This window comes from Pseudomaricurvus albidus (assembly GCF_018863235.1).
Classification (GTDB): domain Bacteria; phylum Pseudomonadota; class Gammaproteobacteria; order Pseudomonadales; family Cellvibrionaceae; genus Pseudomaricurvus; species Pseudomaricurvus albidus.
Map to the genome: position 1 here is coordinate 554,439 of NZ_JAHKRS010000002.1, position 22,058 is coordinate 576,496.

17 protein-coding genes are annotated in these 22,058 nt (G+C 55.4%); 9 read left to right on the plus strand and 8 right to left on the minus strand.

Features of this window, described 5'->3' with window-relative positions; genetic code table 11:
* Window positions 1-3: 3 nt before the first annotated feature.
* Entirely contained in the window at window positions 4-1,173 is a 1,170-nt protein-coding gene (locus KOI40_RS05910) for a hypothetical protein (RefSeq protein ID WP_216096517.1), read from the minus strand.
* 164 nt (window positions 1,174-1,337) lie between these two features.
* Between KOI40_RS05910 and serB the strand changes: the two genes are divergently transcribed.
* Window positions 1,338-2,549 (plus strand): phosphoserine phosphatase SerB, encoded by a 1,212-nt coding sequence (gene serB, locus KOI40_RS05915; RefSeq protein ID WP_216096518.1) that lies wholly within the window; start codon window positions 1,338-1,340, stop codon window positions 2,547-2,549.
* Between the two features lie 58 nt (window positions 2,550-2,607).
* On the opposite strand, the gene KOI40_RS05920 is transcribed toward serB, so the two are convergent.
* The 3 genes from KOI40_RS05920 to epmB form a co-directional block, all read right to left on the minus strand.
* On the minus strand, window positions 2,608-4,722 hold the full coding sequence (locus KOI40_RS05920) for an EAL domain-containing response regulator (RefSeq protein WP_216096519.1): 2,115 nt from the start codon (window positions 4,720-4,722) through the stop codon (window positions 2,608-2,610).
* 346 nt (window positions 4,723-5,068) lie between these two features.
* Window positions 5,069-6,865, minus strand: a complete 1,797-nt coding sequence (locus tag KOI40_RS05925) for a cyclic-di-GMP receptor FimW-related protein (protein ID WP_216096520.1) — start codon at window positions 6,863-6,865, stop codon at window positions 5,069-5,071.
* Between the two features lie 156 nt (window positions 6,866-7,021).
* Window positions 7,022-8,026: an EF-P beta-lysylation protein EpmB gene (epmB, locus tag KOI40_RS05930; RefSeq protein WP_216096521.1), complete on the minus strand. Its 1,005-nt coding sequence runs from the start codon at window positions 8,024-8,026 to the stop codon at window positions 7,022-7,024.
* A gap of 304 nt (window positions 8,027-8,330) precedes the next feature.
* Here epmB and efp point away from each other — a divergent pair, with 304 nt between their 5' ends.
* Together efp and epmA are read left to right on the plus strand one after the other, a co-directional pair.
* The gene (gene efp, locus KOI40_RS05935) at window positions 8,331-8,903 is read left to right on the plus strand and encodes an elongation factor P (RefSeq protein ID WP_216096522.1); all 573 of its coding nucleotides are present in this window, start codon (window positions 8,331-8,333) and stop codon (window positions 8,901-8,903) included.
* Window positions 8,904-9,028: 125 nt separating this feature from the next.
* A complete protein-coding gene (epmA, locus tag KOI40_RS05940; protein ID WP_216096523.1) occupies window positions 9,029-9,982 on the plus strand; it encodes an EF-P lysine aminoacylase EpmA in 954 nt (317 codons plus the stop codon).
* Between the two features lie 41 nt (window positions 9,983-10,023).
* On the opposite strand, the gene cysE is transcribed toward epmA, so the two are convergent.
* The 4 genes from cysE to KOI40_RS05960 form a co-directional block, all read right to left on the minus strand.
* A complete protein-coding gene (cysE, locus tag KOI40_RS05945; protein ID WP_216096524.1) occupies window positions 10,024-10,818 on the minus strand; it encodes a serine O-acetyltransferase in 795 nt (264 codons plus the stop codon).
* Window positions 10,819-10,922: 104 nt separating this feature from the next.
* Entirely contained in the window at window positions 10,923-11,927 is a 1,005-nt protein-coding gene (locus tag KOI40_RS05950) for a serine/threonine protein kinase (RefSeq protein WP_216096525.1), read from the minus strand.
* 130 nt (window positions 11,928-12,057) lie between these two features.
* Complete coding sequence (locus KOI40_RS05955) at window positions 12,058-13,185, minus strand: beta-ketoacyl-ACP synthase III (RefSeq protein WP_216096526.1); 1,128 nt, start codon at window positions 13,183-13,185, stop codon at window positions 12,058-12,060.
* A gap of 189 nt (window positions 13,186-13,374) precedes the next feature.
* Complete coding sequence (locus KOI40_RS05960) at window positions 13,375-14,109, minus strand: ComF family protein (protein ID WP_216096527.1); 735 nt, start codon at window positions 14,107-14,109, stop codon at window positions 13,375-13,377.
* A gap of 181 nt (window positions 14,110-14,290) precedes the next feature.
* Between KOI40_RS05960 and bioB the strand changes: the two genes are divergently transcribed.
* The 6 genes from bioB to KOI40_RS05990 all read left to right on the plus strand — a co-directional run bounded on the left by bioB (window position 14,291) and on the right by KOI40_RS05990 (window position 22,038).
* Window positions 14,291-15,346, plus strand: coding sequence for a biotin synthase BioB (gene bioB / locus KOI40_RS05965; protein WP_216096528.1), 1,056 nt, complete (start codon window positions 14,291-14,293; stop codon window positions 15,344-15,346).
* A 42-nt stretch (window positions 15,347-15,388) separates the two neighbouring features.
* Window positions 15,389-16,609, plus strand: a complete 1,221-nt coding sequence (gene bioF / locus KOI40_RS05970; RefSeq protein ID WP_216096529.1) for an 8-amino-7-oxononanoate synthase — start codon at window positions 15,389-15,391, stop codon at window positions 16,607-16,609.
* Complete coding sequence (gene bioC / locus KOI40_RS05975) at window positions 16,606-18,207, plus strand: malonyl-ACP O-methyltransferase BioC (RefSeq protein ID WP_216096530.1); 1,602 nt, start codon at window positions 16,606-16,608, stop codon at window positions 18,205-18,207. Before bioF ends, bioC begins: the two co-directional genes overlap by 4 nt.
* A 2-nt stretch (window positions 18,208-18,209) precedes the next feature.
* Window positions 18,210-18,896, plus strand: a complete 687-nt coding sequence (gene bioD / locus KOI40_RS05980; protein ID WP_216096531.1) for a dethiobiotin synthase — start codon at window positions 18,210-18,212, stop codon at window positions 18,894-18,896.
* A gap of 568 nt (window positions 18,897-19,464) precedes the next feature.
* Window positions 19,465-21,255 carry an acyl-CoA dehydrogenase C-terminal domain-containing protein gene (locus KOI40_RS05985; protein ID WP_216096532.1) on the plus strand — a complete coding sequence of 597 codons (1,791 nt, stop codon included), beginning with the start codon at window positions 19,465-19,467 and terminating at the stop codon, window positions 21,253-21,255.
* Window positions 21,256-21,486: 231 nt separating this feature from the next.
* On the plus strand, window positions 21,487-22,038 hold the full coding sequence (locus tag KOI40_RS05990; protein ID WP_216096533.1) for a glycine zipper 2TM domain-containing protein: 552 nt from the start codon (window positions 21,487-21,489) through the stop codon (window positions 22,036-22,038).
* Window positions 22,039-22,058: the final 20 nt, after the last annotated feature.

Consider the following 22,058-nt stretch of genomic DNA (forward strand, 5'->3'; position numbering starts at 1 on the left):
GTCTCAGGCCGTTTGCAGGCTTAGTAACTGCTTGGCCTGTTTGTCGAGCAGCCCCTGATAGCTGGGGCGCAATCCTTCCACTGAAATCCACTGGCCGTTCACCAGGTTTTCGCCTGTTTGCAGTCTTTGCAGCAGTTGGGCGGTGGCGCAGTTCTGATTGTCCAGCAGCAAACCGTGATCCGGTTGAGCCAAGAGGGTGTTCATCAGCTGTTGTCTGTTTTTGGCCTGAGCCAGATAGAGGCTGAGTGAGCTGCCCTTGCGGGTGTGATAAACAGCGGCCGCATAGCGTAACCGAATGCCCGCGCTCCCGTTTTGCAGCAGGGTAAACAGCAGTTGGGCTGCGCAGATGGCCCGAAAGGTGGTGTTGCCGATCTCGTCGCCGTGAAATTCCAGCTCCAGAGTCTCGTGATCCGCCAGGGTAATGCGGCCGCTGTAGAGTGCGTTGATACCGCTTAGATGGCCTTGAAGATCGTCGAACAATTGTTGCCTCAGAGTGGCGCTGAGTTGTTGCTTCAGGGAAGGCCAGTTCAGGCAGCAGAATTTCAGGGTGACATAGTCTTCCTGCTCGTTGCCGCCTGATCGGGGGGCGGGTGCTGCCGGATCAGGTTGTTCAGCCAGCGCGGCCTTCTGGTGAGGCACTGACGTGTCGGCGTCGTCATCGGGAGCCTGTCGCTGGTTAATGATGCTGAGCACCAGCATGGCGCCGGCCAGGCCCAGCAAGGCCATCAGCCAGGTATCATCAAACTTTTCATAGAGTGTCTGGGTGTCAATGGTGACGGTGACGTAGCCGGCAATGCTGTCCTGCAGGGTGACCGGAGAGGTATAGGACTGGTGGTCCCGGTTGGCGTAGTCGCCGGCATTGGGGGAGTCACCCGCTTGCACCAGCAATCGGTTCTCCACATCGTGAACGGTGACGCTGAGAATGTCGGGGTTGCGCGCGATCTCGCTGACGGTGACTTGCAGGCTGACCAGATCGTGGTTCATGGTGGCTTCGGTTGCCTGGCTGGCAGCCAGAGAGGCCAGCGCATTACCATATTGGTCGGTGCGGATTTCCAGGCGCTGGTGGTGCTGTTGTTGCAGCAAGCTGGCGCTGATCAGTAGGCAGATCAGGGTGGTGGCACTGATCAAAAACAGAGGATTACGAAGCAGTTTGAGCACAGTCGGAGACGGCATGGTGGTGCGGGTCTAACCTCTTCTGGCGGAACGAGTGGTCAGGGGGGAGGCTGTAACCGATCCCTGGCTGACGTAAAGATGCAAAAATCAGAGATTATTTTAGTCTGAGGGCGGAGTAAAGTTATAATGCTGTCCTTTATTAATGCAGGCAGTTGAGTTTTCGCGTGAAAGAAATTCTTTTGATCAACATTTCCGGTGAAGACCGTCCCGGTGTGACCTCCGCCATTACCCGGATTTTGGGGCAATATAAGGCCAATGTGCTCGATATTGGTCAGGCGGTAATCCACGACAATCTCACCCTGGGGCTGCTGGTTGAAATTCCTGCCTCCTCTGAATCGTCGCCGGTGCTCAAGGATATTCTGTTCAAGGCTCATGAAATGAACATGCAGGTGCGCTTCCAGCCCATCAGCGAAGAAAGCTATGGTCAGTGGGTAAGTCATCAGGGCAAGGATCGTCATATCGTGACTTTGCTGGCGCGTCGGATTACTGCTGAGCAAATTGCCGAGGTCACCTCGGTTGCCTTGAGTCACGGTCTGAATATCGACAATATCAGCCGGCTTTCCGGGCGAGTTGATCTGGACAGCGACAGCGATCAGACCAAAGCCTGTGTTGAGTTTTCTGCCCGAGGCAAGTCCGCGGATCTGGCCGAACTGCGCTCGGCCTTTATGGAGCTGTCCAGTCGTCTGGATGCGGATATCGCCTTTCAGGAAGATAACGTGTTCCGCCGCAATCGCCGTCTGGTGTGCTTTGATATGGATTCCACCCTCATCGAGGCAGAAGTCATTGATGAATTGGCCAAAGCTGCCGGTGTGGGTGATCAGGTCATTGAAATCACCGAGGCCGCCATGCGCGGTGAGCTGGATTTCAAAGAGAGCTTTGCCCGCCGCATGGCTCTGCTGAAAGGCCTGGATGAATCCGTACTGGAGGACATCGCCGAGCAGCTGCCCATTACCGAAGGTGCGGAGCGACTTATTTCAACCCTGAAACAACTGGGTTATAAAACCGCTATCCTGTCGGGCGGGTTTAACTACTTCGGTAAGTTTCTGCAGCAAAAGCTGGGGATCGATTACGTTTATGCCAACGAGCTGGAAGTGGTTGACGGCAAGGTTACCGGCAATGTTTCCGGCGTGGTTGTCGATGGCGCCCGCAAGGCAGAATTGCTGCGCGAACTGGCGGCCAAAGAGAATCTTTCGCTGGAGCAGGTGATTGCGGTCGGCGACGGCGCTAACGACTTGCCGATGTTGAGCATCGCCGGTCTGGGCATTGCATTCCGCGCCAAGCCGCTGGTGAAAGCCTCCGCCAAGCAGGCGATTTCCAATCTGGGCCTGGACGGTATTTTGTACCTGATCGGTTTCCGCGACCGGGATGCGCTCTAAGGTAGCCCGATAACAGAAAGGCTGCCAGGCAGCCTTTCTCATAGAGCTTATGAAGCTCTTACCCTTCCATCGTAAAGTCGTAGCTCATGGAGTCGGTGGGCGCTTGCAGGTAGTGACCCTGATTGTAGTGCACGCCAGTTTGCCACAGAGTGGACAGGACGCTGGCGTGTTCGACAAAAGGCACGATGGTGATTTTGTTCGCTTCCAGCAATTGTTTGATGATGTTGCTCAGGGCTTCCGGTCCCTCGTTGTTCTTTTGAATGTCCACCGTGAAGGAACCGTGAATCTTGACGTAGTCCGACGGTGCATGTGACAGGGTCTTGAACGGATTCAGAGAGCAGCCGAAGTTGCAAATTGACGACTGACTGCCGATTTCGGACAGTCCCTGAAGCAGTGCCTTGGCGTCGTTCAGGTGGCTGGTCACGTCACCCTCATCCACCTGAAATACAATGGCATCAGCGGGCAGGCCGGCGGCTTTAAAGGCCACGCTGATCCAGGGCACCAGGCTCTCATCGCACAGGGATTCGCAGCTCAGATTGAGCAGTACACGAGTGTTGTGGCCATTGGCGCGATGTTCAGACAGGGTTTTGATGGTTTCAAGAATGACCCAGCGATCAATTTTGGTGGTTGCTCCGATCTGGGCGGCAACACCCAGGAACTCGTTGGGTGAGATCTGTTGTCCATCTTCATCAAGCAGACGCAAGAGCACTTCGTAATGTTCGTCCTCGGCGCCTCGCAAACTGATGATGGGTTGAAACAGCAGCTGGAAGCGGTTGTTGTCCAGTGCGTGGCTGATCATGTTGACCATGTCGGCTTCGGCTTTCTCTTCCGGGCTGACTTCCGGGTCGTAGAGTTTCACGCCATTGCCGCTCTGATCGTGTTCCATGCGGAAGTTTTCAGTGGCCTTGAGGGCCTGATCAATCACTTCTTCGGCGCTGGAGGAGGTCTCGTTCAGTATGGCGACACCAATGGTGGTCGTGGCCTGAATGGTCTTGCCGTCTACGTCGATAATGTGATGTTCGATTTCTTCGCGGATACGCTCAGCGCGATCCAGTGATTGCTGGGCGTTTTGGTTTGGCGCCAGTAACATGAAAGAATCATCACCAAAGCGAGCCAGAGTCTCACCGGGCAGGGCATGTTTGCTCAGGAGCGCAGCCAGATCACCCAGAGCCAAATCGGAGCCGGCAACTCCCATGGTGGGCTGAATGTGATCGGAGAAACTGTCGACCTCAATGTGCAGCACCGTGGTTGTGCAGCCTTCGTTGATGGCTCTGGAAACTTCTTTTTCCAGTTGTCCGACCAGGTACAGCCGGTTATAGAGGCCGGTGACCAGATCCTGATCTTTAATCTTCTGCAGCTCGGCCTGGAGCTGTTCGTTATTGGCCTGATTGGCGCGGATCACAAATTCAATACAGGCTTCTTCGTCGTAAACTGCCCGGGAGACATCGAGACTGACGTTGCAGGGCTTGCCATCGTGAGTGATACCACTAAAACTCAGCTGGCAGTTTTCCGCTTCATCCCCTTTGAGGGTGAAGTCTTTCAGAAATTGTTTGACGTGTTTCTGGTCTTCGTCATTGACCATATCGATGACGGGCATGCATTCAATATCGTCACGATCATCGTAGCCGAAACAGTCGGCGAATGACTGGTTGGCGTAGAGGTACATGCCGTCCTGAACGTAGGCAATGGCGTCGCGGGAGCTGTCCAGCAGCTGTTGGCTGCGGCGCTCGGCTTCCTTGAGTTTAAAGTCAGCACGACGACGCTGCTGGCGTTGTTCGCGGTTTTCCATTTCTCTCTGGATGACCAGCAGCAGATGCTGATCCTGATCCAGAGGCACCACATCACTGGCACCGATCTTGAGGCCGTCGACCACGGCCTGATTGGCCTCTATGCTCTGTTCAGCGGCTTTTTCGCTGATTAAAATCATGGGCACGTCTTTATTCAGACGTTTGATCTGCCTCAGGGCATTGGCGGGAGGGAGTTGGGAGCAGGCATCTTCTGCGATCAACAGATCCCAGCTTTGCTCCTGCAGCAGTTTGGTCAGAACTTCTTCGCTTTCGACGTGTTGCGCCCGGGTTGGGCGGCCAGCGTTATTGAGCATACTGATCAGGCGTTCCACTTCTTTGCGTGAATCGTTGACGATCAGAAGACGGATGGTCTCATTGGCGTTCATACTGCGGTTGTATTTCCCTGTTCAAGCTTGGGCGAGATCCGGTCTGCATGGTGGACAGATAGCATCACTTTATTTAATGGTTGGTACTTTCGATAGTGCTTTTTTGCACAATCGTTACTGCGTCAATATCCTGATGTTCGCAGCTGGTACGTACGTACCATGTGGCTTAGAGTCAATGATTCTAACGTTTGAGCACACATAAAGACAGACTACGCTAAATAAAAGCTGGCTCAAAGCCGTGCATGGGCTTGAGGAGGAATTATGTGACAAGTGTTGCAGAACATAATGTCCAAATGCCTTATAGAAGTCGTCATGTGCCAAGGGGGCGAATTTGATGCCACTGGCGTCACCAGCTTTCCGGGAAATCGTCCGCAGCAGGAGGTGCTTCATGGTTGTCCCTGTGGGCTGCCTCAACCGGCCGATAACGAAACAGGTTAATGCTTGAGCTGCTGTAAAGCAGGTGGCTCAGTTGCACGGTGGAGGTGTCACCCCGGTAGTTTATCCGGGCCTTGTTGCCCGCACGGAACGGGTAGCTGGCGGTGATCAAGGCTTTTTCATTAAAGTGCGTACCGGCTTTCTCTGAGCTTAAACCGCGCATATACACATTGTCGCGACCGGATTTTTGCAGTTGCTGTACGGCAATAGCCCGCGCCTGCTGGGCAATCAGCTGAATTCCCAGTTGCGACATCCCCTTGTGCTGTTTGACCCAGCGGATAACCCCCAGATTCCAGTGGGCAGCCTCGGGATCGCGCACGGCGACCAGTTCGCCGGTTTTGACCTGGGCGGGGATCTCCTGGTGCCAGTTCAAGCCGACCCCCCCCGTGCTGATGTCAGAAATCTGAATTTGGTAAAGCGGATATTTGGTTGAACGTGACGAGGTGGCGGGCTCGCTGGTCAGGTTCAGGGATTTGCCGGTATGGGTACGGGCTTCCGGATCGGCATCAAAGGCTTCATCCCAGGGGTCGTAATCTGCGGTCAGCCCCTGAACGCGAAACTGGCGGCTCATCGGATTTCGGGCGTTGCAGCGGTAGCGCAGGAAATGTTCGAAACTTTCCTGTCCACAAAGATGGTAGTGGACGCTGGTCAAGCCAACGGCTATTTCCAGAAGGTTTTTTGAGGCTTTGCGCGGTTGGTAGCGGCGGAATTCTTCTCCCCAGGCGCCAAGCACGTGAGCGAGGAGTCGCGGGTTCATGTTGCCGGGCACGGTTATGGGGCTGTGTTCACTGGGGCCCTGCTCCTCAATCCGTTTCAGGGCACTGAGCAGTGGCTGCAGGTTCAGTTCACGCAGGACTCGTGTCGCGGAAGTCTCACCGTGACAGAGCTGACTTTTATAGCGCGGTGACAGATTGTCATTGAGATCGGTGGCGTAGTGGTTTTCACTGTTTTCCTGGAACGGGGCCAGGTGAGCGAGGGCGCTCCAGCTTTCCAGTGCGTCAAAGACGATTTCAACTTCCTGTTGCCGCAGTTGGCTGTGATGGCAGCACGCCAGCAGTAAAACCCGCTGGAAAGCCTGATCGATGGTGGTTTTTTGCAGCTGTTTCAGTTGGGGGTCGCGACAGCCTCTATTGAGCAGGTTCAGCGATTCCGCCAGACGATAAAGGGAGTAAAGTTCCAGCCAGTACTGACTGGAGACCGGTGTGTAGATCTGCGAATTGCGCAGCAGCTGAAGCCCCATTCCACTGATTGCCCGGTGTATTGCGAGGACCAGTCGTTTGCGTTCGTCGTCTTTGAATTTGCCGTCGGGTTGTTTTTGCACCATGGCCCGGACAACGAGGCTGTAGCCGTTACTCATGTGTTTTTGCAGCGCCTGGGCAATGATGGCCGTTTTCATGGCGCTGTCGGGCATGATCAGAGGTTGGTCGAGAAACGATTTGGTCAGCCCCAGGATGCATTGCTGTACATAGGGACGTAGGTGTTCAAGGATCTCCAGACGGTTGGCCGGGGACGTGTCCAGTCGGCACACTTCCGGCAAGGCTTGATACAGCACAACACTGGTGTGATTGATGCGGGTTGCGGGCAGATGGCTAGCCCAGTCGGCGACTTTACCGGCGCGATTACTTTGGCAAAAGCTGAGAATCGGTTGGTTCTGGTCGGGAAGACGCAGTCGCTTTACCAGTTCCAGCATGGGAGTATCAGGCTTCATTCAGGCTTCGTTATCGTTTTGGGTATGGCTTGGTATCGGTTGTGTGACCTAAGTCTTTGACATTTAAGTGCCATGAGATTTCTTGGTACCTTTTTACCCATTATAGAGGTGATTTACTAGGTCTCTCCTATATAAGCGGCCAATAATCCTGATTTTTTAGAAAATTAAGGTTTTATTTAATGCGCCGGGCTCTTCTCTGGCCAGTTTGGGTACCAGAAAACCGGGTAGCCGAGCCTGCATTTGCTGATGCAGTGCGACAGCGTCTGCATCATTCACTGCAAAGTGGGCGGCACCTTGAACCTTGTCCAGCAGGTGCAGGTAGTAAGGCAGTACCCCCGCTGCGAAAAGGGCTTCGCTGAGGGCGACCTGTGTGTCCAGATCATCGTTCACGCCTTTCATTAGCACCGCCTGATTCAGTACGGTCACACCGGCGTGGCGCAGCCGCTGGATGCTTAGCGTGACTTCATCATCCAGTTCATTGGGGTGGTTGGTGTGCAGTACCAGTACGCTTTGCAAACGGGTTTCTGCCAGCCAGCTCAGGGTTTCGGCGGTGATGCGCTGGGGAATAACCACCGGCAGCCGTGTGTGTACCCGCAGGCGCTGGATGTGGGGAATCTGCACCAGCTGATCGACCATCCACTGCAATTGCCGGTCGGGGCTGGCGAGGGGGTCGCCACCACTGAAGATCACTTCGCGGATACTGTCGTCGGCGCGAATAGTCTCAAAGACCTGCAGCCACTGCTGGCGGCTGGGGTTGTTGTCCTGATAGGGAAACGCCCGGCGGAAACAGTAGCGGCAGTTGATGGCACAGTTGGGCGCGACAATCAGCAGGACCCGGCCGTGGTATTTGTGCACCAGCCCCTGAGTCGGATTGCTGTTGGCCTCCTCCAGAGGGTCGTTGCTGTAGCCGGGTGTGATTGTCAGTTCATCGTGAACGGGCAGAATCTGTTTCAGCAGTGGATCGTTGGGATCACCCTTGGTGATGCGATCCAGATAGGGTCTGGGCGCACGCAACTCAAACAGCTGGCTGGCGGATTCTGCCTGGGGCAACAGCTCCATGGGCAGTTGCAGGTATTCCAGCAGCTCACGGGGGCACCGAATGGATTGAATCAGTTCTTCCTGCCAGGTAATCAGTGGCCGGTGCGGGAGCAGTTGTGACATGGGGGAGGCTCGTAGAGGTCTGCGGGAAATACGGGCGCTATTGTACCGTCATTGTCGGGCAGGATGTAGATGGGGGGTTGGACAAGGCAGGAGGTCGATGGGGATGATGGCTCATTGCCAGGGTTGTGTGGTTATCTTCTGTCCATCCCTGCGCTATAATGGCGCCTCTTTAAAGCATACAATGCGTCGTTTGGCGCTTATTGCGTTGTTACGGCATGGTTGGCAACTCTTGGTCAGCTCTGCAATAGCTCTCCTTGGAGCGTGATGACGCAGCACAATTGAACTGGAAAAGATGAGATAAACCATGGGTACATACTCCACGAATGAATTCCGCAGTGGCATGAAGGTCATGCTGGATGGCGAACCTTGTGCCATTCTGGACAACGAATTTGTCAAGCCAGGCAAAGGCCAGGCTTTTAACCGCGTCAAGCTGCGCAACCTGAACTCCGGTCGGGTCTGGGAGCGTACCTTTAAATCAGGCGAGAGTCTGGAAGCGGCGGACGTGATGGATCACGACATGGAGTATCTCTACACCGATGGTGAGTTCTGGCACTTTATGGAGCCCAACACCTTTGAACAGCACCAGGCTGATTCCAAGGCTGTCGGCGACAACGCCAAGTGGCTGAAAGAGCAGGACAAGGTGGTTGTGACTTTGTACAACGGGGCGCCACTGGCCGTGACTCCACCCAATCACGTGGATCTGGAAATTGTCGATACCGATCCCGGTGTGAAAGGCGATACCGCCAACGGTGGCACCAAGCCTGCTACTCTGTCTACCGGTGCTGTGGTCAAAGTGCCTCTGTTCCTGTCCATCGGTGATGTTGTTCGCGTCGATACCCGCACCGGTGAATACCAAGGGCGCTCTAAAGAGTCCTGATTTCAGTGATGTGATTTCGAAAGGCCGGTGGGCGTAATGTCCACCGGCCTTTTTTATTGAACGGTGTTTGATCTATGCTTTGCCTGTGGCATTTATTTTTCCTTTTTACGCGGGTGTAATTCCTCATGACCTCATCGGATTGGCAGCCATCGGCGTCTCTGTCTGCTTTGCAGCAGCGGGCAGAGTTGTATCGCGGTATTCGTGACTTTTTTTATCATCGTCAGGTGAGCGAAGTGGATGTGCCGTCTCTTTCCCGCGCGGCGGTGTCTGACCCGCACATCGACAGCATCAGTGCGCAGGTCAGCGGTGAAACCCTCTTTCTGCAAACTTCCCCGGAATTTTTCATGAAGCGGCTGTTGGCCGCAGGCAGTGGTGATATTTACAGTCTCAACAAGGCGTTTCGCAACGGTGAGGCCGGTCGTCGACACAACCCTGAGTTCACCATGCTGGAGTGGTATCGGTTGGGATGGGATGATCAGCAGTTGATGGATGAAGTGGCAGAGCTGGTCGGAGCCTGTGTGGCCTTGCCTTCGGTGGAGCGATTGTCTTACCGGGACATCTTTCAGCGCGAGCTTTCGCTGGATCCTCATACCGCCACGGTTGCAGAGCTGAAACAGATTGCTCAGCAGCACAGCGACATCCATTGGGACGACGATGATCGTGATGTCTGGCTTGATGTCTTGATGACCCATGCCATTGAGCCGCGTATGGGAAATGGTCTGGTGTTGGTGTACGACTTTCCGGCCAGTCAGGCGGCTCTTGCGCGCACGGCGATCGATTCAACCGGGCAGGTTGTCGCCAGGCGGTTTGAAGCCTATGTGGGTGGCGTTGAGCTGGCCAACGGTTACTGGGAATTGTGCGATGGTGCAGAGCAGGCGCAGCGTCTGCAGGATGATCTGGTCAAGCGCCAGGCGATGAATCTTCCCTGTTATCCTACCGATCAGCATCTGGTCAGTGCGCTGCACGCCGGTATGCCCGACTGTGCGGGCGTCGCGGTGGGGGTGGATCGACTGCTGATGCTGGTCACCGGATGTTCCGATATTCGCGAATTGCTGGCCTTTCCATTTGAGCGTGTCTAGGCCAGCCATTGGAGAAAATCCAGGCCAGTTGGGCGGTGCACTCAGATATTTTGGTTCATATCCATGGCCGGTTGGCAGTCGAGTTTTCCCACTTCTTTTGCGGGAACCCCTGTAACCACGGTATGTGCGGCGACGGGTTTGAGTACCACGCTGCCGGCACAGACTTTTGAGCCTGCACCCACTTCAATATTGCCCAGAATTTTCGCTCCCGGGCCAATCATTACGCCGGCGCGAATTTTGGGGTGGCGATCACCGGACTCTTTACCGGTTCCGCCCAGGGTCACCGACTGCATGATGGAGACGTTGTCTTCCACGACAGCGGTTTCGCCCACCACAATGCCGGTGGCGTGATCGAGCATGATCCCGCGGCCGATACGGGCGGCGGGATGAATGTCTACGGCAAACACACTGGAGATGCGGTTCTGCAGAAACAGTGCCATTTCCTTGCGCTTATTGTTCCACAGCCAGTGCCCGACACGGTGTGCCTGCAAGGCATGATAGCCTTTGAAAAACAAAAACGGGGTGGAGAGATTGTCGCAGGCCGAATCGCGCACCTGAATTGCGGTCAGGTCTTCCCGGGCGGCAGCGCCAATGGAACTGTCGTTACTCAGCGCCATCTGCACCACCTCGCGAATTTGCATGGCTGAGGCCGCAGGGCTGTCGAGCTTGTTGGCCAGATGGAAGCTGAGCGCGTCTTCCAGCGTGTTGTGATTGAGAATGGTGGCGTGGTAGAAACTCGCCAAAATCGGTTCTTCGGCAGCCTGCTGTTTTGCTTCTTCACGAATGGTCGTCCAGATGGGATCGGACGATATTCCGGTGTTGAGCTTCTCCGACATAAAACAGGCTCCTTTTTTGTGGATGCGTCCGTCTGGACACGGGTGATTCCGGTCATTATCGCCATTCTAAAGTGGCTTGGCCAGAGGCTTGCCCGGACGCCTCTCTACCAGGGCATGGACAGCGGCGGTTCCTGCAGGGCGGCCAGTTGTTCCCGCAACGTCAGGATGTGATCTGACCAGTAGCGCTGGGTGTTGAACCAGGGAAAGCTGTGAGGGAAGGCGGGGTCTTCCCAGCGGCGCGCGAGCCAGGCGCTGTAATTCATGATGCGTAACGTGCGCAGGGATTCCACCAGGTTGAGCTCGCCACCGTTAAAGCGACAGAATTGCTGATAACCTGAAAGCACCTTGTTGAGCTGTCCCTGTTGCTGATCTCGTTCACTGCCAGACAGCAGCATCCACAGATCCTGAACCGCCGGGCCGCTGCGGGTATCGTCGAAATCAACAAAGTTCGGGATGTCGTCGCGCCACAGAACGTTGCCCGGGTGGCAGTCGCCGTGCAGGCGCAGGGTTTCAAAGTGTGTTTCGGAAAAACGCTGCTGGATGATTTTCACCAGATCATCGGTCAGTGTGCGGTAAGACGTTTCCAGTTCCATGGGGATAAACCGGTTTTCCATCAGAAACTCGATGCTGTCGAACGCGTAGGTGTCAATGCTGATGGCAGGCCGGTGTGTAAACGGTTTCAGGTGACCCACATTGTGCATGCGGCCGAGAAAGCGTCCCATGATTTCCAGATTGTGCAAGTTGTCCAGTTCAGGCGCGTGTCCGCCGCGGCGTTCAAACAGGGCGAACATAAAACCACCGTGGTCGCGGATGGTATTGCCGTCAGCGTCGGGCAGGGGAGGCACAACCGGCAGATCATTTTCCACCAGCTCGGCACAGAAATCGTGCTCCTCCTGTATCTGGGCACGGCTCCAGCGATTGGGACGGTAGAACTTGGCGATCAGGGGCTGTGCGTCTTCGATGCCGACCTGGTACACCCGGTTCTCGTAGCTGTTAAGCGCGAGGTTGCGGCCGTCGCAGAAATAGCCTTCGGCCTCGACTGCGTTTAACACCACATCCGGCGTCAGTGCTTCGTAGGGGTGAACTGTTGATGGGGCTGTGTCGTTCATAATAAGCACTTTATGGTCGCTGAAAAGGATCTGGCCTGACAATGGCATCGGGGCCACAGGAAGCAGAAAAAGGTAGAAAAAAGAAAGGCCCGCTTACCGGGCCTTTCTGACTGACTCAGGTTAGAGCGGATTATCGCTTCTTCAAGACCAGGCTGCCAATCGAGTAGCCGGCACCAAAGGAGCAAATCAGGCCCAGATCGCCGGACTGCAGATCTTCTTGGTACAGATTAAACGCAATCAGTGAACCGGCGGACGCAGTGTTGGCGTAGCGATCCAGTACGATCGGTGCCTCTTCGGCAGTGGCGTCACGGCCCAGCAGGCGTTTGCTGATCAGCAGGTTCATGTTGATGTTGGCCTGATGCAGCCACCAGCGTTTGACGTCCGAAATCTGGATGTCGAGGGCTTCCAGCTGGGTGCTGATGTGTTCGGCTGCCATAGGACAGACTTCCTTAAACACCTTGCGGCCCTGCTGGTTAAAAAATTTGTCCGGGGCGTAGGGGGCGCTGTCATCGGCGTAGGAGGTGTAGCCGAAATTGGAGCGAATGTTGTTGGAAAAGCTGGTGACTGCCTTGGTGCTGAGAATGTCGTAGCTGTGTTCGCTGGTGCAGGTTTCTGCGGTCTCAATGACGGTGGCGGTGGCAACATCACCAAAGATGAAGTGACTGTCGCGATCGCGCCAGTTGTTCTGCGGTGAAGTCAGTTCCGGATTGATCGCCAGAACGCATTTGGCGGTACCGGCTTTCACCATTTCATAGGCGCGCTGCAGGGCAAAGGTGGCGGCGGAGCAGGCCACCAGCATATCGAAACCGAAGCCTTTGATGCCCAGCTCATTTTGCACTTCGATGGCAATGGCCGGGTAGGAGCGCTGGGTGTAAGCACAGGACACGATCACTGCGTCGACGTCTTCCGGTTTCTTGTTGGCCGCGGCCAGCGCTTTGCGGGCGGCGTGAAGAGCAATTTCGGCCTGGTGCGAGAGCTCGTCATCGCCGCGCGCCTCAAATTGGGGGCGCATCCGGTCAATATCGAGGATGCCTTCTTTGCGGTAGACGAAACGACTTTTGATGCCCGAAGCCTTGGTGATGAATTCAGCGCTGGACAGCGGCTTGGCTGTCACGGTGCCGGCCTCGATCTCGGCGGCGTGCTCGGCATTATATTTTTCGGCATAACCGTTATAGGCTTCCACCAGCTCTTCGTTGGTGACGGTGTTGGCTGGGGTCCAAAGACCGGAACCACTGATTACTACGTTTGTTTCTGACATGATGATCCCGTTCACTGCGTGCAGAATGAGGGACGCTTTGTGGGCGTCCCCGGATGTTCTCATTATAGGTGCTAGTCATCGCCTGTGCGTGACTTGGCGGTCACTTTTTGTGGAGTGTACCGCAAACCCTGAAGGGTATTACCCGAAGGTAAGCAGGAGCTCGATTGTGCCGCAATTGACCTCGCAGGTCTAATCGGAAAGGTGGGTTTTGTCGGTTCTCGCGAGGCTCCAGATGTCTACGCGGGCAGCACCTTGGCGACGCAGTTCGCTGCTGATGGCTCTGGCCGTTGCGGTAGTGGTTATGACATCGTCAATCACTGCAACGTGTCGCTGCTGCAGCTGTTGCCGCATGGCGGGGTCATCAGCCAGCTTAAAAACGCCCCGAAGATTCCGCAGTCGATCCTGGCGGCTGAGGTGTCGCTGGTCACCACCCGGACGGGTGCGATGCAGGCATTGAAGTGCGGGGATGTGAAGCTCTTTCGACAGTTGTCGGGCTATCCAGCTGGACTGGTTGAAATTGCGCCACAGAGCTCTGCGCCAATGCAGGGGTACAGGGATCAGGTAGTGAGGCAGATCGTCGGTGCAGTAAAGGCTTTTGACCCGTTGTATCAGGCGTTGTGATAGCAGGTGTCCATCCCGCAAGTCTCTGGAATCCTTAAAGTTTTGTAGCCAGTGGCTGACAGGGGGTCGATAGCTGTCGGCACACACCGTCTGCTCAAAAGCGGGTGGGTTGGCAATGCATTCACCGCAGATTCCGGCCGGATCGTTTAATGGCAAGGCACAGCGAAAGCAGCGCAGTCGGGTATCTTGCAGGGCGTTCTGGCAGGGGGCACAGAGTCCGCCGGATATGGTGAAAGCGTGGCAATGGCGGCAGGTTTGATGGGGCTGGGCAAGGCGCAGCCAGTTGAGAGGGTTTCTGTTCATCGTGATCGTCCGTGATCGGTTTTGTGACTTTCGATGGAATTAGTTAACCTTGAGTCTGGGTTTTGGTTGACAGCTGCCATTGTGTCACTATCATGGAGCCTTTCAATAACCGGCTTTTGATCGGTAACGAAAGGCAGCTAGCCTTTGGGTATACGACAGCCAAACAAGGTATTTTGGGATTATGGCCACCACTGACACTATTCGCAACGACTGGACCCGCGACGAGATTGCGGCGCTGTTTGATCTGCCATTCAACGATCTGATGTTTCAGGCTCAGGTTGTGCATCGTCAGCATTTTGATCCCAACGAAGTCCAGATCAGTACCCTGTGCTCCATCAAAACCGGTGCCTGTCCCGAAGATTGTAAATACTGCCCCCAGAGCGCGCGCTACGATACCGGCCTTGAAAAAGAGCGTCTGATGAAGGTTGAAGCGGTGCTGGAAGAAGCCCGCGCGGCCAAGGCCAGCGGTGCCACCCGTTTCTGCATGGGGGCTGCCTGGCGTTCACCGAAGAAAAAAGACATGCCATATGTCACCCAGATGGTTAAAGACGTGAAGGCCCTGGGGCTGGAAACCTGCATGACGCTGGGCATGGTCAGCGAAGATCAGGCCACCGAGCTGGCGCAGGCGGGTCTGGATTACTACAACCACAATCTGGATACCTCACCGGAATTTTACGGTGACATCATCACCACCCGTACGTATCAGGATCGCCTCAACACCCTGGGCAATGTTCGTGCCGCAGGCATGAAAGTGTGCAGTGGCGGTATCGTGGGTATGGGTGAAGGCCAGTCCGACCGTGTGGGTCTGTTGCACCAGTTGGCGACCATGGAAAAACACCCCGAGTCTGTTCCTGTGAACATGCTGGTGCGCGTTGAAGGCACACCGCTGGCGGATCAGGATGATCTGGATCCGTTCGATTTTATTCGCACCATTGCGGTGGCCCGCATCATTATGCCGAAGTCACACGTGCGTTTGTCTGCCGGTCGTGAAGAAATGAACGAGCAGATGCAGTCCATGGCGTTTATGGCCGGCGCCAACTCCATTTTCTACGGCGAGAAACTGCTGACCACACCAAACCCTGAAGCCAGCAAGGATATGCAACTGCTGAAGCGTCTGGGCATCAACACTGAAAAGTACGAAGTGCACGAAGATGAAGCCGAGCAGGAAGCGAGTGTACTTCAGTCCATGGAAGCGGCGAAAAACGACAAGTTCTTCTACGACGCTGCCGCCAAGTAACGGCGGCTCGCGGCCTGTGTTTTTGACGAGCGATCAGCCCCTATGAGTGATCAACGACAGCCACAGGCCTCCTCTCTGGAACAGATTCTCGCTCCTGCCCTTCAGGAGCGTCAGCAAGCCCATCTCTATCGACGTCGCCGTACCTTGCACAGTGCTCAGGGCGTGCAGGTGCAGGTGGATGGCGTTTCGCTGACCAGTTTCTGCAGCAACGATTACCTCGGTTTGGCCAACCACCCCGCCATCGTCAGTGCGTTTAAGAAAGCCGCGGATGAATACGGTGTGGGCAGTGGTGCCTCGCATCTGGTCTGCGGTCACAGTGCCGAGCACCATGCGCTGGAAGAGGAGCTGGCGGCCTTTATGGGACGCGATCGGGCGCTGTTGTTCTCCACCGGTTATATGGCCAATCTCGGCACCATTGGCGCACTGGTGGGTAAAGGCGATGCCATTTTCGAAGACAAGCTGAATCACGCCTCTCTGCTGGATGGCGGACTCTTGTCCGGAGCCCGTTTTCAACGTTTTCTGCACAACGACCTCACGGATCTCGAGAAAAAACTGTCCCGCAGTGACTCTGACCGCAAACTGATCGTGGTGGACGGGGTGTTCAGCATGGACGGTGATCTGGCACCGATGCCCGAGCTGGCGGCACTGGCTCAGGCGCACAACGCCTGGCTGATGATGGATGATGCTCACGGTTTTGGTTGTCTGGGGAAAAGCGGTGCCGGTACGGCGGAGCACTTTGGTCTGGATCAGAGTCAGTTGCCCATAGTGATGGGGACTCTTGGCAAGGGGGCGGGTTCTTTCGGCGCCTTTGTGGCAGGCAGTGAGGTGTTGATCGAAACGCTCATTCAGCAGGCGCGTCCCTACATATACACCACGGCAATGCCGCCGGCAGTGGCCGCGGCAACCCGTGCCAGTCTCAAGGTCATTCAGCAGGAGGCCTGGCGGCGGGATCATTTGAACCAGCTTATCGGACAGTTCCGCGACGGTGCCCGGCAATTGGGACTGCAGCTGATGGAATCACCCACAGCAATTCAGCCCGTTGTGTTCGGCGATGCGGCGACGACGTTATCGGTGTCGGAGCAGTTGCAGGCGCGCGGTTTTTGGGTGGGCGCCATTCGGCCACCGACGGTACCGCGGGGGACCTCGCGTTTGAGAATCACTCTGTCGGCGGCTCACACGGCTGAGCAGGTTGCGGGTTTATTGAGCGCACTGGAAGACATTGTTAAAGCCCTGCCGGATGAACGCGGGTTGTCTGACTCATGACCGATTCCATCACTTTGAATCTGCTACCGGCACGCGCTGATCGACAGTACCGCGAGCCACTGGTGTTGCTGCACGGTTGGGGATCTGATGCCCGCAGCTGGGAACCGGTTGTTAAAGCCTTAAACCAGACGCTGGATCTGATTCTGGTGGATCTGCCCGGTTTTGGGGGTGGGGATGCTCCGGAAGAACCTTGCTCCGCGGACGCCTTTTGTGAACAGCTGATTAGCCTGCTGCCGGATCGCTTTCTGCTGGTGGGCTGGTCGCTGGGCGGAATGCTGGCCACTCATATGGCCTCGGTCTATCCGCAAAGAGTTATGGGGCTTCTGACGCTGGGCTCCAATGTGAAGTTTGTGGCCGATACCGGTTGGCCGACGGCCATGGACAGTGCTGACTTTGACGCTTTTCAAACAGGCTTTGAGCAGGCACCGGAACTGACCTTAAAACGCTTTGCCGGGCTGATGGCCAAGGGTGACTTCAGCCGTGAGCGCGAGCTGCTGAAAAACCTGCGTCAGTCTGCTCAGGCTTCATGGCAAGACGCCGCTGCAAAGGGCTCTGCGCCACGGTTATGGCAGCGGGGCCTTGAATGGCTGGAGTCTCTGGATAATCGAGCCGCCTATGCCGGCCTGACACTGCCGGGACTGCACTTGCTGGCCGGTGGCGATGCTCTGGTGCCGGTTCAGTTGGCCGAGTCTTTGCGACAGCTCAATCGGCAGCAGAGGGTGGCCGTTCTCGATGGCTGCGCGCACGCAGTGCACTGGTCTGATCCCCAGCGGGTCACTCAGGAAACGCTGACCTTTGTCGATGCGGTCCACTACGCCGTGGACAAGCGCAAGGTGGCGGATTCTTTTGGTCGGGCGGCGGAAAAGTACGATTCCGTGGCGGGCTTGCAGCGCCAGATCGGCCGACAGCTGATGGCTTCAGTGTCTTCGGATAACAAGGGGTGTTGGCTGGATTTGGGGTGCGGTACCGGCTACTTTACGCCGTATCTGGTCGAGCGCTGTGAGTCAGTGCTGGGGCTGGATTTGTCTGAGGGCATGCTGTCCTATTCACGCAAACAACATGGCAGTGACGGGATTCAGTGGTTGTGTGGTGACGCAGAAGCCATTCCTCTGGCGGATGAATCCTTAACCGGGGTGTTTTCTTCACTGGCGATTCAGTGGTGTGCCAATCTTCCGCAATTGTTTGCCGAACTCAAGCGCGTGCTCAAGCCTGGCGGTCGACTATTTCTGGCGACACTGGGGCCGGCCACGCTGCATGAATTGCGCACTGCCTGGAGCGAGGTCGATAACTATACCCACGTGAATCATTTCGCCTCTGAGGACAGCGTTCGTCAGGCCATTGCGGATAGCGGGCTGGCGCTGCAAAACTGGCAAACGGAATCCATCCAGTTGCGCTACGATCAGGTCCGTGAATTGACCTATGAGTTGAAAACACTGGGCGCGCATAACATGAATCACGGGCAGAGTTCCGGCCTCACCGGGCGTCAGCGCATTGTGAAATTCAAAGAGGCTTACGAACAGTTCCGACAGGTCGATGGCAAGTTGCCAGCGACCTATGAAGTTTTTTATCTGGAAATCACCAGGGGTGAAGAGCGATAACCATGGCCAAGCACAAATATTTTATTGCCGGTACTGATACCGATGTGGGAAAAACCCTGATTGCTTGCGGCATTCTCGAAAAAGCCCGCCAGCAGGGCCTGAAAACGGCGGCGGTCAAACCCGTGGCGGCCGGATGTGAACAAACCAGTGAGGGCTTGCGCAACGGCGATGCATTGGCATTGCAGGATGCCATGACCCTGGAGTTGTCCTATGCCCAGGTCAATCCGGTGGCTTTTGAACCACCCATTGCCCCGCATATTGCGGCCATGCAGGAAAACAAACAGTTGTCTGTTCCCCGGTTGGCGGGTTTTTGCAGCGGCGTGCTGATGCAGCCCTGTGATCTGGTTTTGGTCGAGGGCGCGGGCGGCTGGCGAGTGCCGTTAAATCCCCGTGAAACCCTGGCCAATCTGGCGGTGGAGTTGAACCTGCCGGTGATTCTGGTGGTGGGCATGAAGCTGGGTTGCATCAACCATGCACTGCTTTCCGTCGAAGCGATTGAGCGTGACGGGCTCAAGGTTGCGGGCTGGGTGGCGAATCGCATCGACCCGGACATGAGTTGCTACGAAGAAAACATGATGACCCTGCGAACGCTGATTAAGGCGCCTTGTCTGGGCGAGGTTCCGTTTCTGGAGCAGGCGGGTAAAGCACCGGTGGCGGATAACCTTGATCTGACCCCACTATTTACCTGACAGGTTTCATCACAGGCCGCTTTCACAGACCTTTCTAACGCCAGAGTCGATGCGGATTGCTCTTTCGTTCTCTGGCGCCACAGGCCTTTCTTCAGGGGCCTGCTCTCTCTTCTTTGCTTTCTATTGATCTTGCCAAGGGTTTCAGACGTACCTGATGTGAGGCCTTTTTGGGCGATCGGGTGTCTTTTCATCCCTCTGGCAGGCTTTTCTGCTAAACGTTATAGAGCGGGTTGAGGGCATGTGTCGCCTTCTATTGTCTTCGTGTCGAGTGGCACGCCAGTCGCAGACGCAACAGGTGTAACAGTGGGTTTTGGGTTCAAATAAACTTGCGTTTCAAACGGTTGTTTGTTTTAATTTTGGGCAGTTTCTATGCTGTTCCTGGTGATGTAACAGCCCAAGCCTGTATCACGGCGATTGTGGGCTCTATCTTGCAGAGATCAATGCTTGAAGAGTTTCGCGGTACCGAACGGCATAAGGCTGAGTCCCGCTCAGGTGATGGCTCAAATAACGACCCTAATACCCGATTTTCCGATAACTGATCGGACAAATGATTCTGGAGGTGACAGAAATGGCTGACTATAAGGCGCCTTTGCGCGACATGCGCTTCGTACTGAATGAAGTTTTCGAAGCAGACAAGTTGTGGGCTTCCCTGCCTGGTACTCAGGAAGTGGTTGATCCCGAGACGGCTGATGCCATTCTGGAAGAGGCTGCAAAACTCATCGAGCAGGAAATCGCTCCTTTGAATCGTGAGTCCGATGAGCAGGGTTGTCAGTGGAATGACGGTGTCGTAACCTCACCAGAAGGCTTTAAAGAGGCTTACCAGGCGTTTTGTGAAGGCGGTTGGAACGGTTTGGGCGGCAACCCGGTCTACGGCGGTATGGGCATGCCCAAAACCCTGACTGCTCAGGTCGAAGAGATGCTGCAATCGGGCAGTATGTCTTTTGGTTTGGCTCCCATGCTGACGGCCGGTGCCTGCTTGTCCATTAACGCGCACGCCACTGACGAGCTGAAAGAAAAATACCTGCCCAATATGTATTCAGGTGTTTGGTCCGGTGCGATGGATCTGACTGAGCCCCATGCCGGTACGGATCTGGGAATTATCCGCACCAAGGCGATCGAAAATGCCGATGGTTCTTACGACATCACGGGCACCAAAATCTTCATCACCTGGGGTGAGCACGACATGGCTGAGAACATCATCCATCTCGTTCTGGCCAAGTTGCCGGATGCGCCTGCCGGACCGAAAGGCATCTCCCTGTTCCTGGTGCCCAAGATCATGGTCAACGAAGACGGCTCTCTGGGTGAGCACAACTCACTGAGCTGTGGCTCCATCGAGAAAAAGATGGGCATCAAGGCTTCCGCGACCTGTGTCATGAACTTTGATAACGCCAAAGGCTGGCTGGTCGGCGAATTGAACCAGGGCCTGGCGTGCATGTTCACCATGATGAACTATGAGCGTCTGGTGGTCGGTATCCAGGCGTTGGGCGCGGCTGAACGCTCTTATCAGAGTGCCATTGAGTATGCTCGCGATCGTCTGCAGAGCCGCAGTCCAGAAGGTGTTCAGAACCCGGACAAAGCCGCTGACCCAATCATTGTGCACCCGGATGTTCGCCGTATGCTGCTAAGCATGCGCGCTCAGACTGAAGGCGCACGCGCGTTTTCCACCTACGTGGCCAAGTGGCTGGATATCGCCAAGTTCAGCGACGACGCGGATGCGAAAAAAGAAGCCGATGCGATGGTGGCTTTGCTGACCCCGGTGGCCAAAGCCTTTATTTCTGACAAGGCACTGGAAGTCACGGTAGCCGGTCAGCAAATTTTCGGCGGTCACGGATTCATTCGTGAGTGGGGCCAGGAGCAGCTGGTTCGCGATGTTCGTATTACCCAGATCTACGAAGGTGCCAACGGCATTCAGGCGATGGATTTGATGGGCCGTAAAGTCGTGGCCAATGGTGGTAAGTTCTTCGATGTTTTCGCCAATGAAGTGCAGGCATTTATTGATGCCAACGTTGACGATGCCGGACTGGCAGAATTTATCGAGCCACTGAAAAGTGAGTTGGATAACCTGAAGTCGGTTACCGCTGAAGTAATTGCTGAAGCGCAAAATGATCCAAATGCTGTGGGTGCTGCGGCCAATGACTATCTGCACCTGTTTGGCTTCACCGCTTACGCTTACATGTGGGCGAAAATGGCCAAAGTGGCACTGGCCAATGTCGACGGTGGCGAAGCGGATTTCTACGAGAGCAAACTGAAAATTGCCCGCTTCTTCTTCCAGCGTCAATTGCCTGCAACTCGTGCCCTGAGCGTGAGTATTTTGGCTGGAAGCGACACCTTGATGTCACTGGAAGCGGATCTCTTTTAAGACGGATCCACGCGCCAAAGTAAATTGGCGCATCGAAAAAGGCCGGCTGCCATCAGGGGAGTCGGCCTTTTTTATTGGTCATTCGACAAGTCCTCTGTGATTCTCTTCACGCTTTTATCACGGCGTTGTCCTGCTCGTGACTTATTCAGTCTTCGTTAATCCGTTCGGGGGCACACTGTTTCCAACAGTATGATTTCTCCATGTTTACGGCCAACAGCAAAGGACATAATTATGAGTAAGCAAATGATTACAGGCACAGTGTTTGGTGTGTTACTTGCGGGTGTTGGTGGCGCCGCCGGCTACAAATATGTCAGTGATGTGGAATACGCCGACGTCTTGAGTGTTAAAGAAGTCATGACGACGGTACAGACCCCGCGTCAGCAGTGCCGGGAAGAAACCGTCACTCATACTCGTCCTGTTAAAGACGAAAACCGCATAGCAGGAACGGCCATTGGTGCTGTTATCGGTGGCGTGCTGGGTAACCAGATCGGCGGCGGCAATGGCAAGAAACTGGCTACCGTAGCGGGCGCTGCCGCCGGTGGTTATGCCGGCAACAAAACCCAGGAAAAAATGCAGCAAGGGGACACCTATACCACGGTTGAGCAGCGTTGTGAGACGGTGATGGACAGCCATCAGGAAGTTTCCGGCTACGATGTCCATTATCGCTATAACGATAAAGAAGAGACGATTCGTATGGAGTTCGATCCTGGCAGCAAAATTCCGGTAGAAAACGGTCAGCTGGTTCTGGATAACCCTGAAGAGCAACCGAAGACCCAGGGTTAAGCATAGGGGCAGTCTTTCTG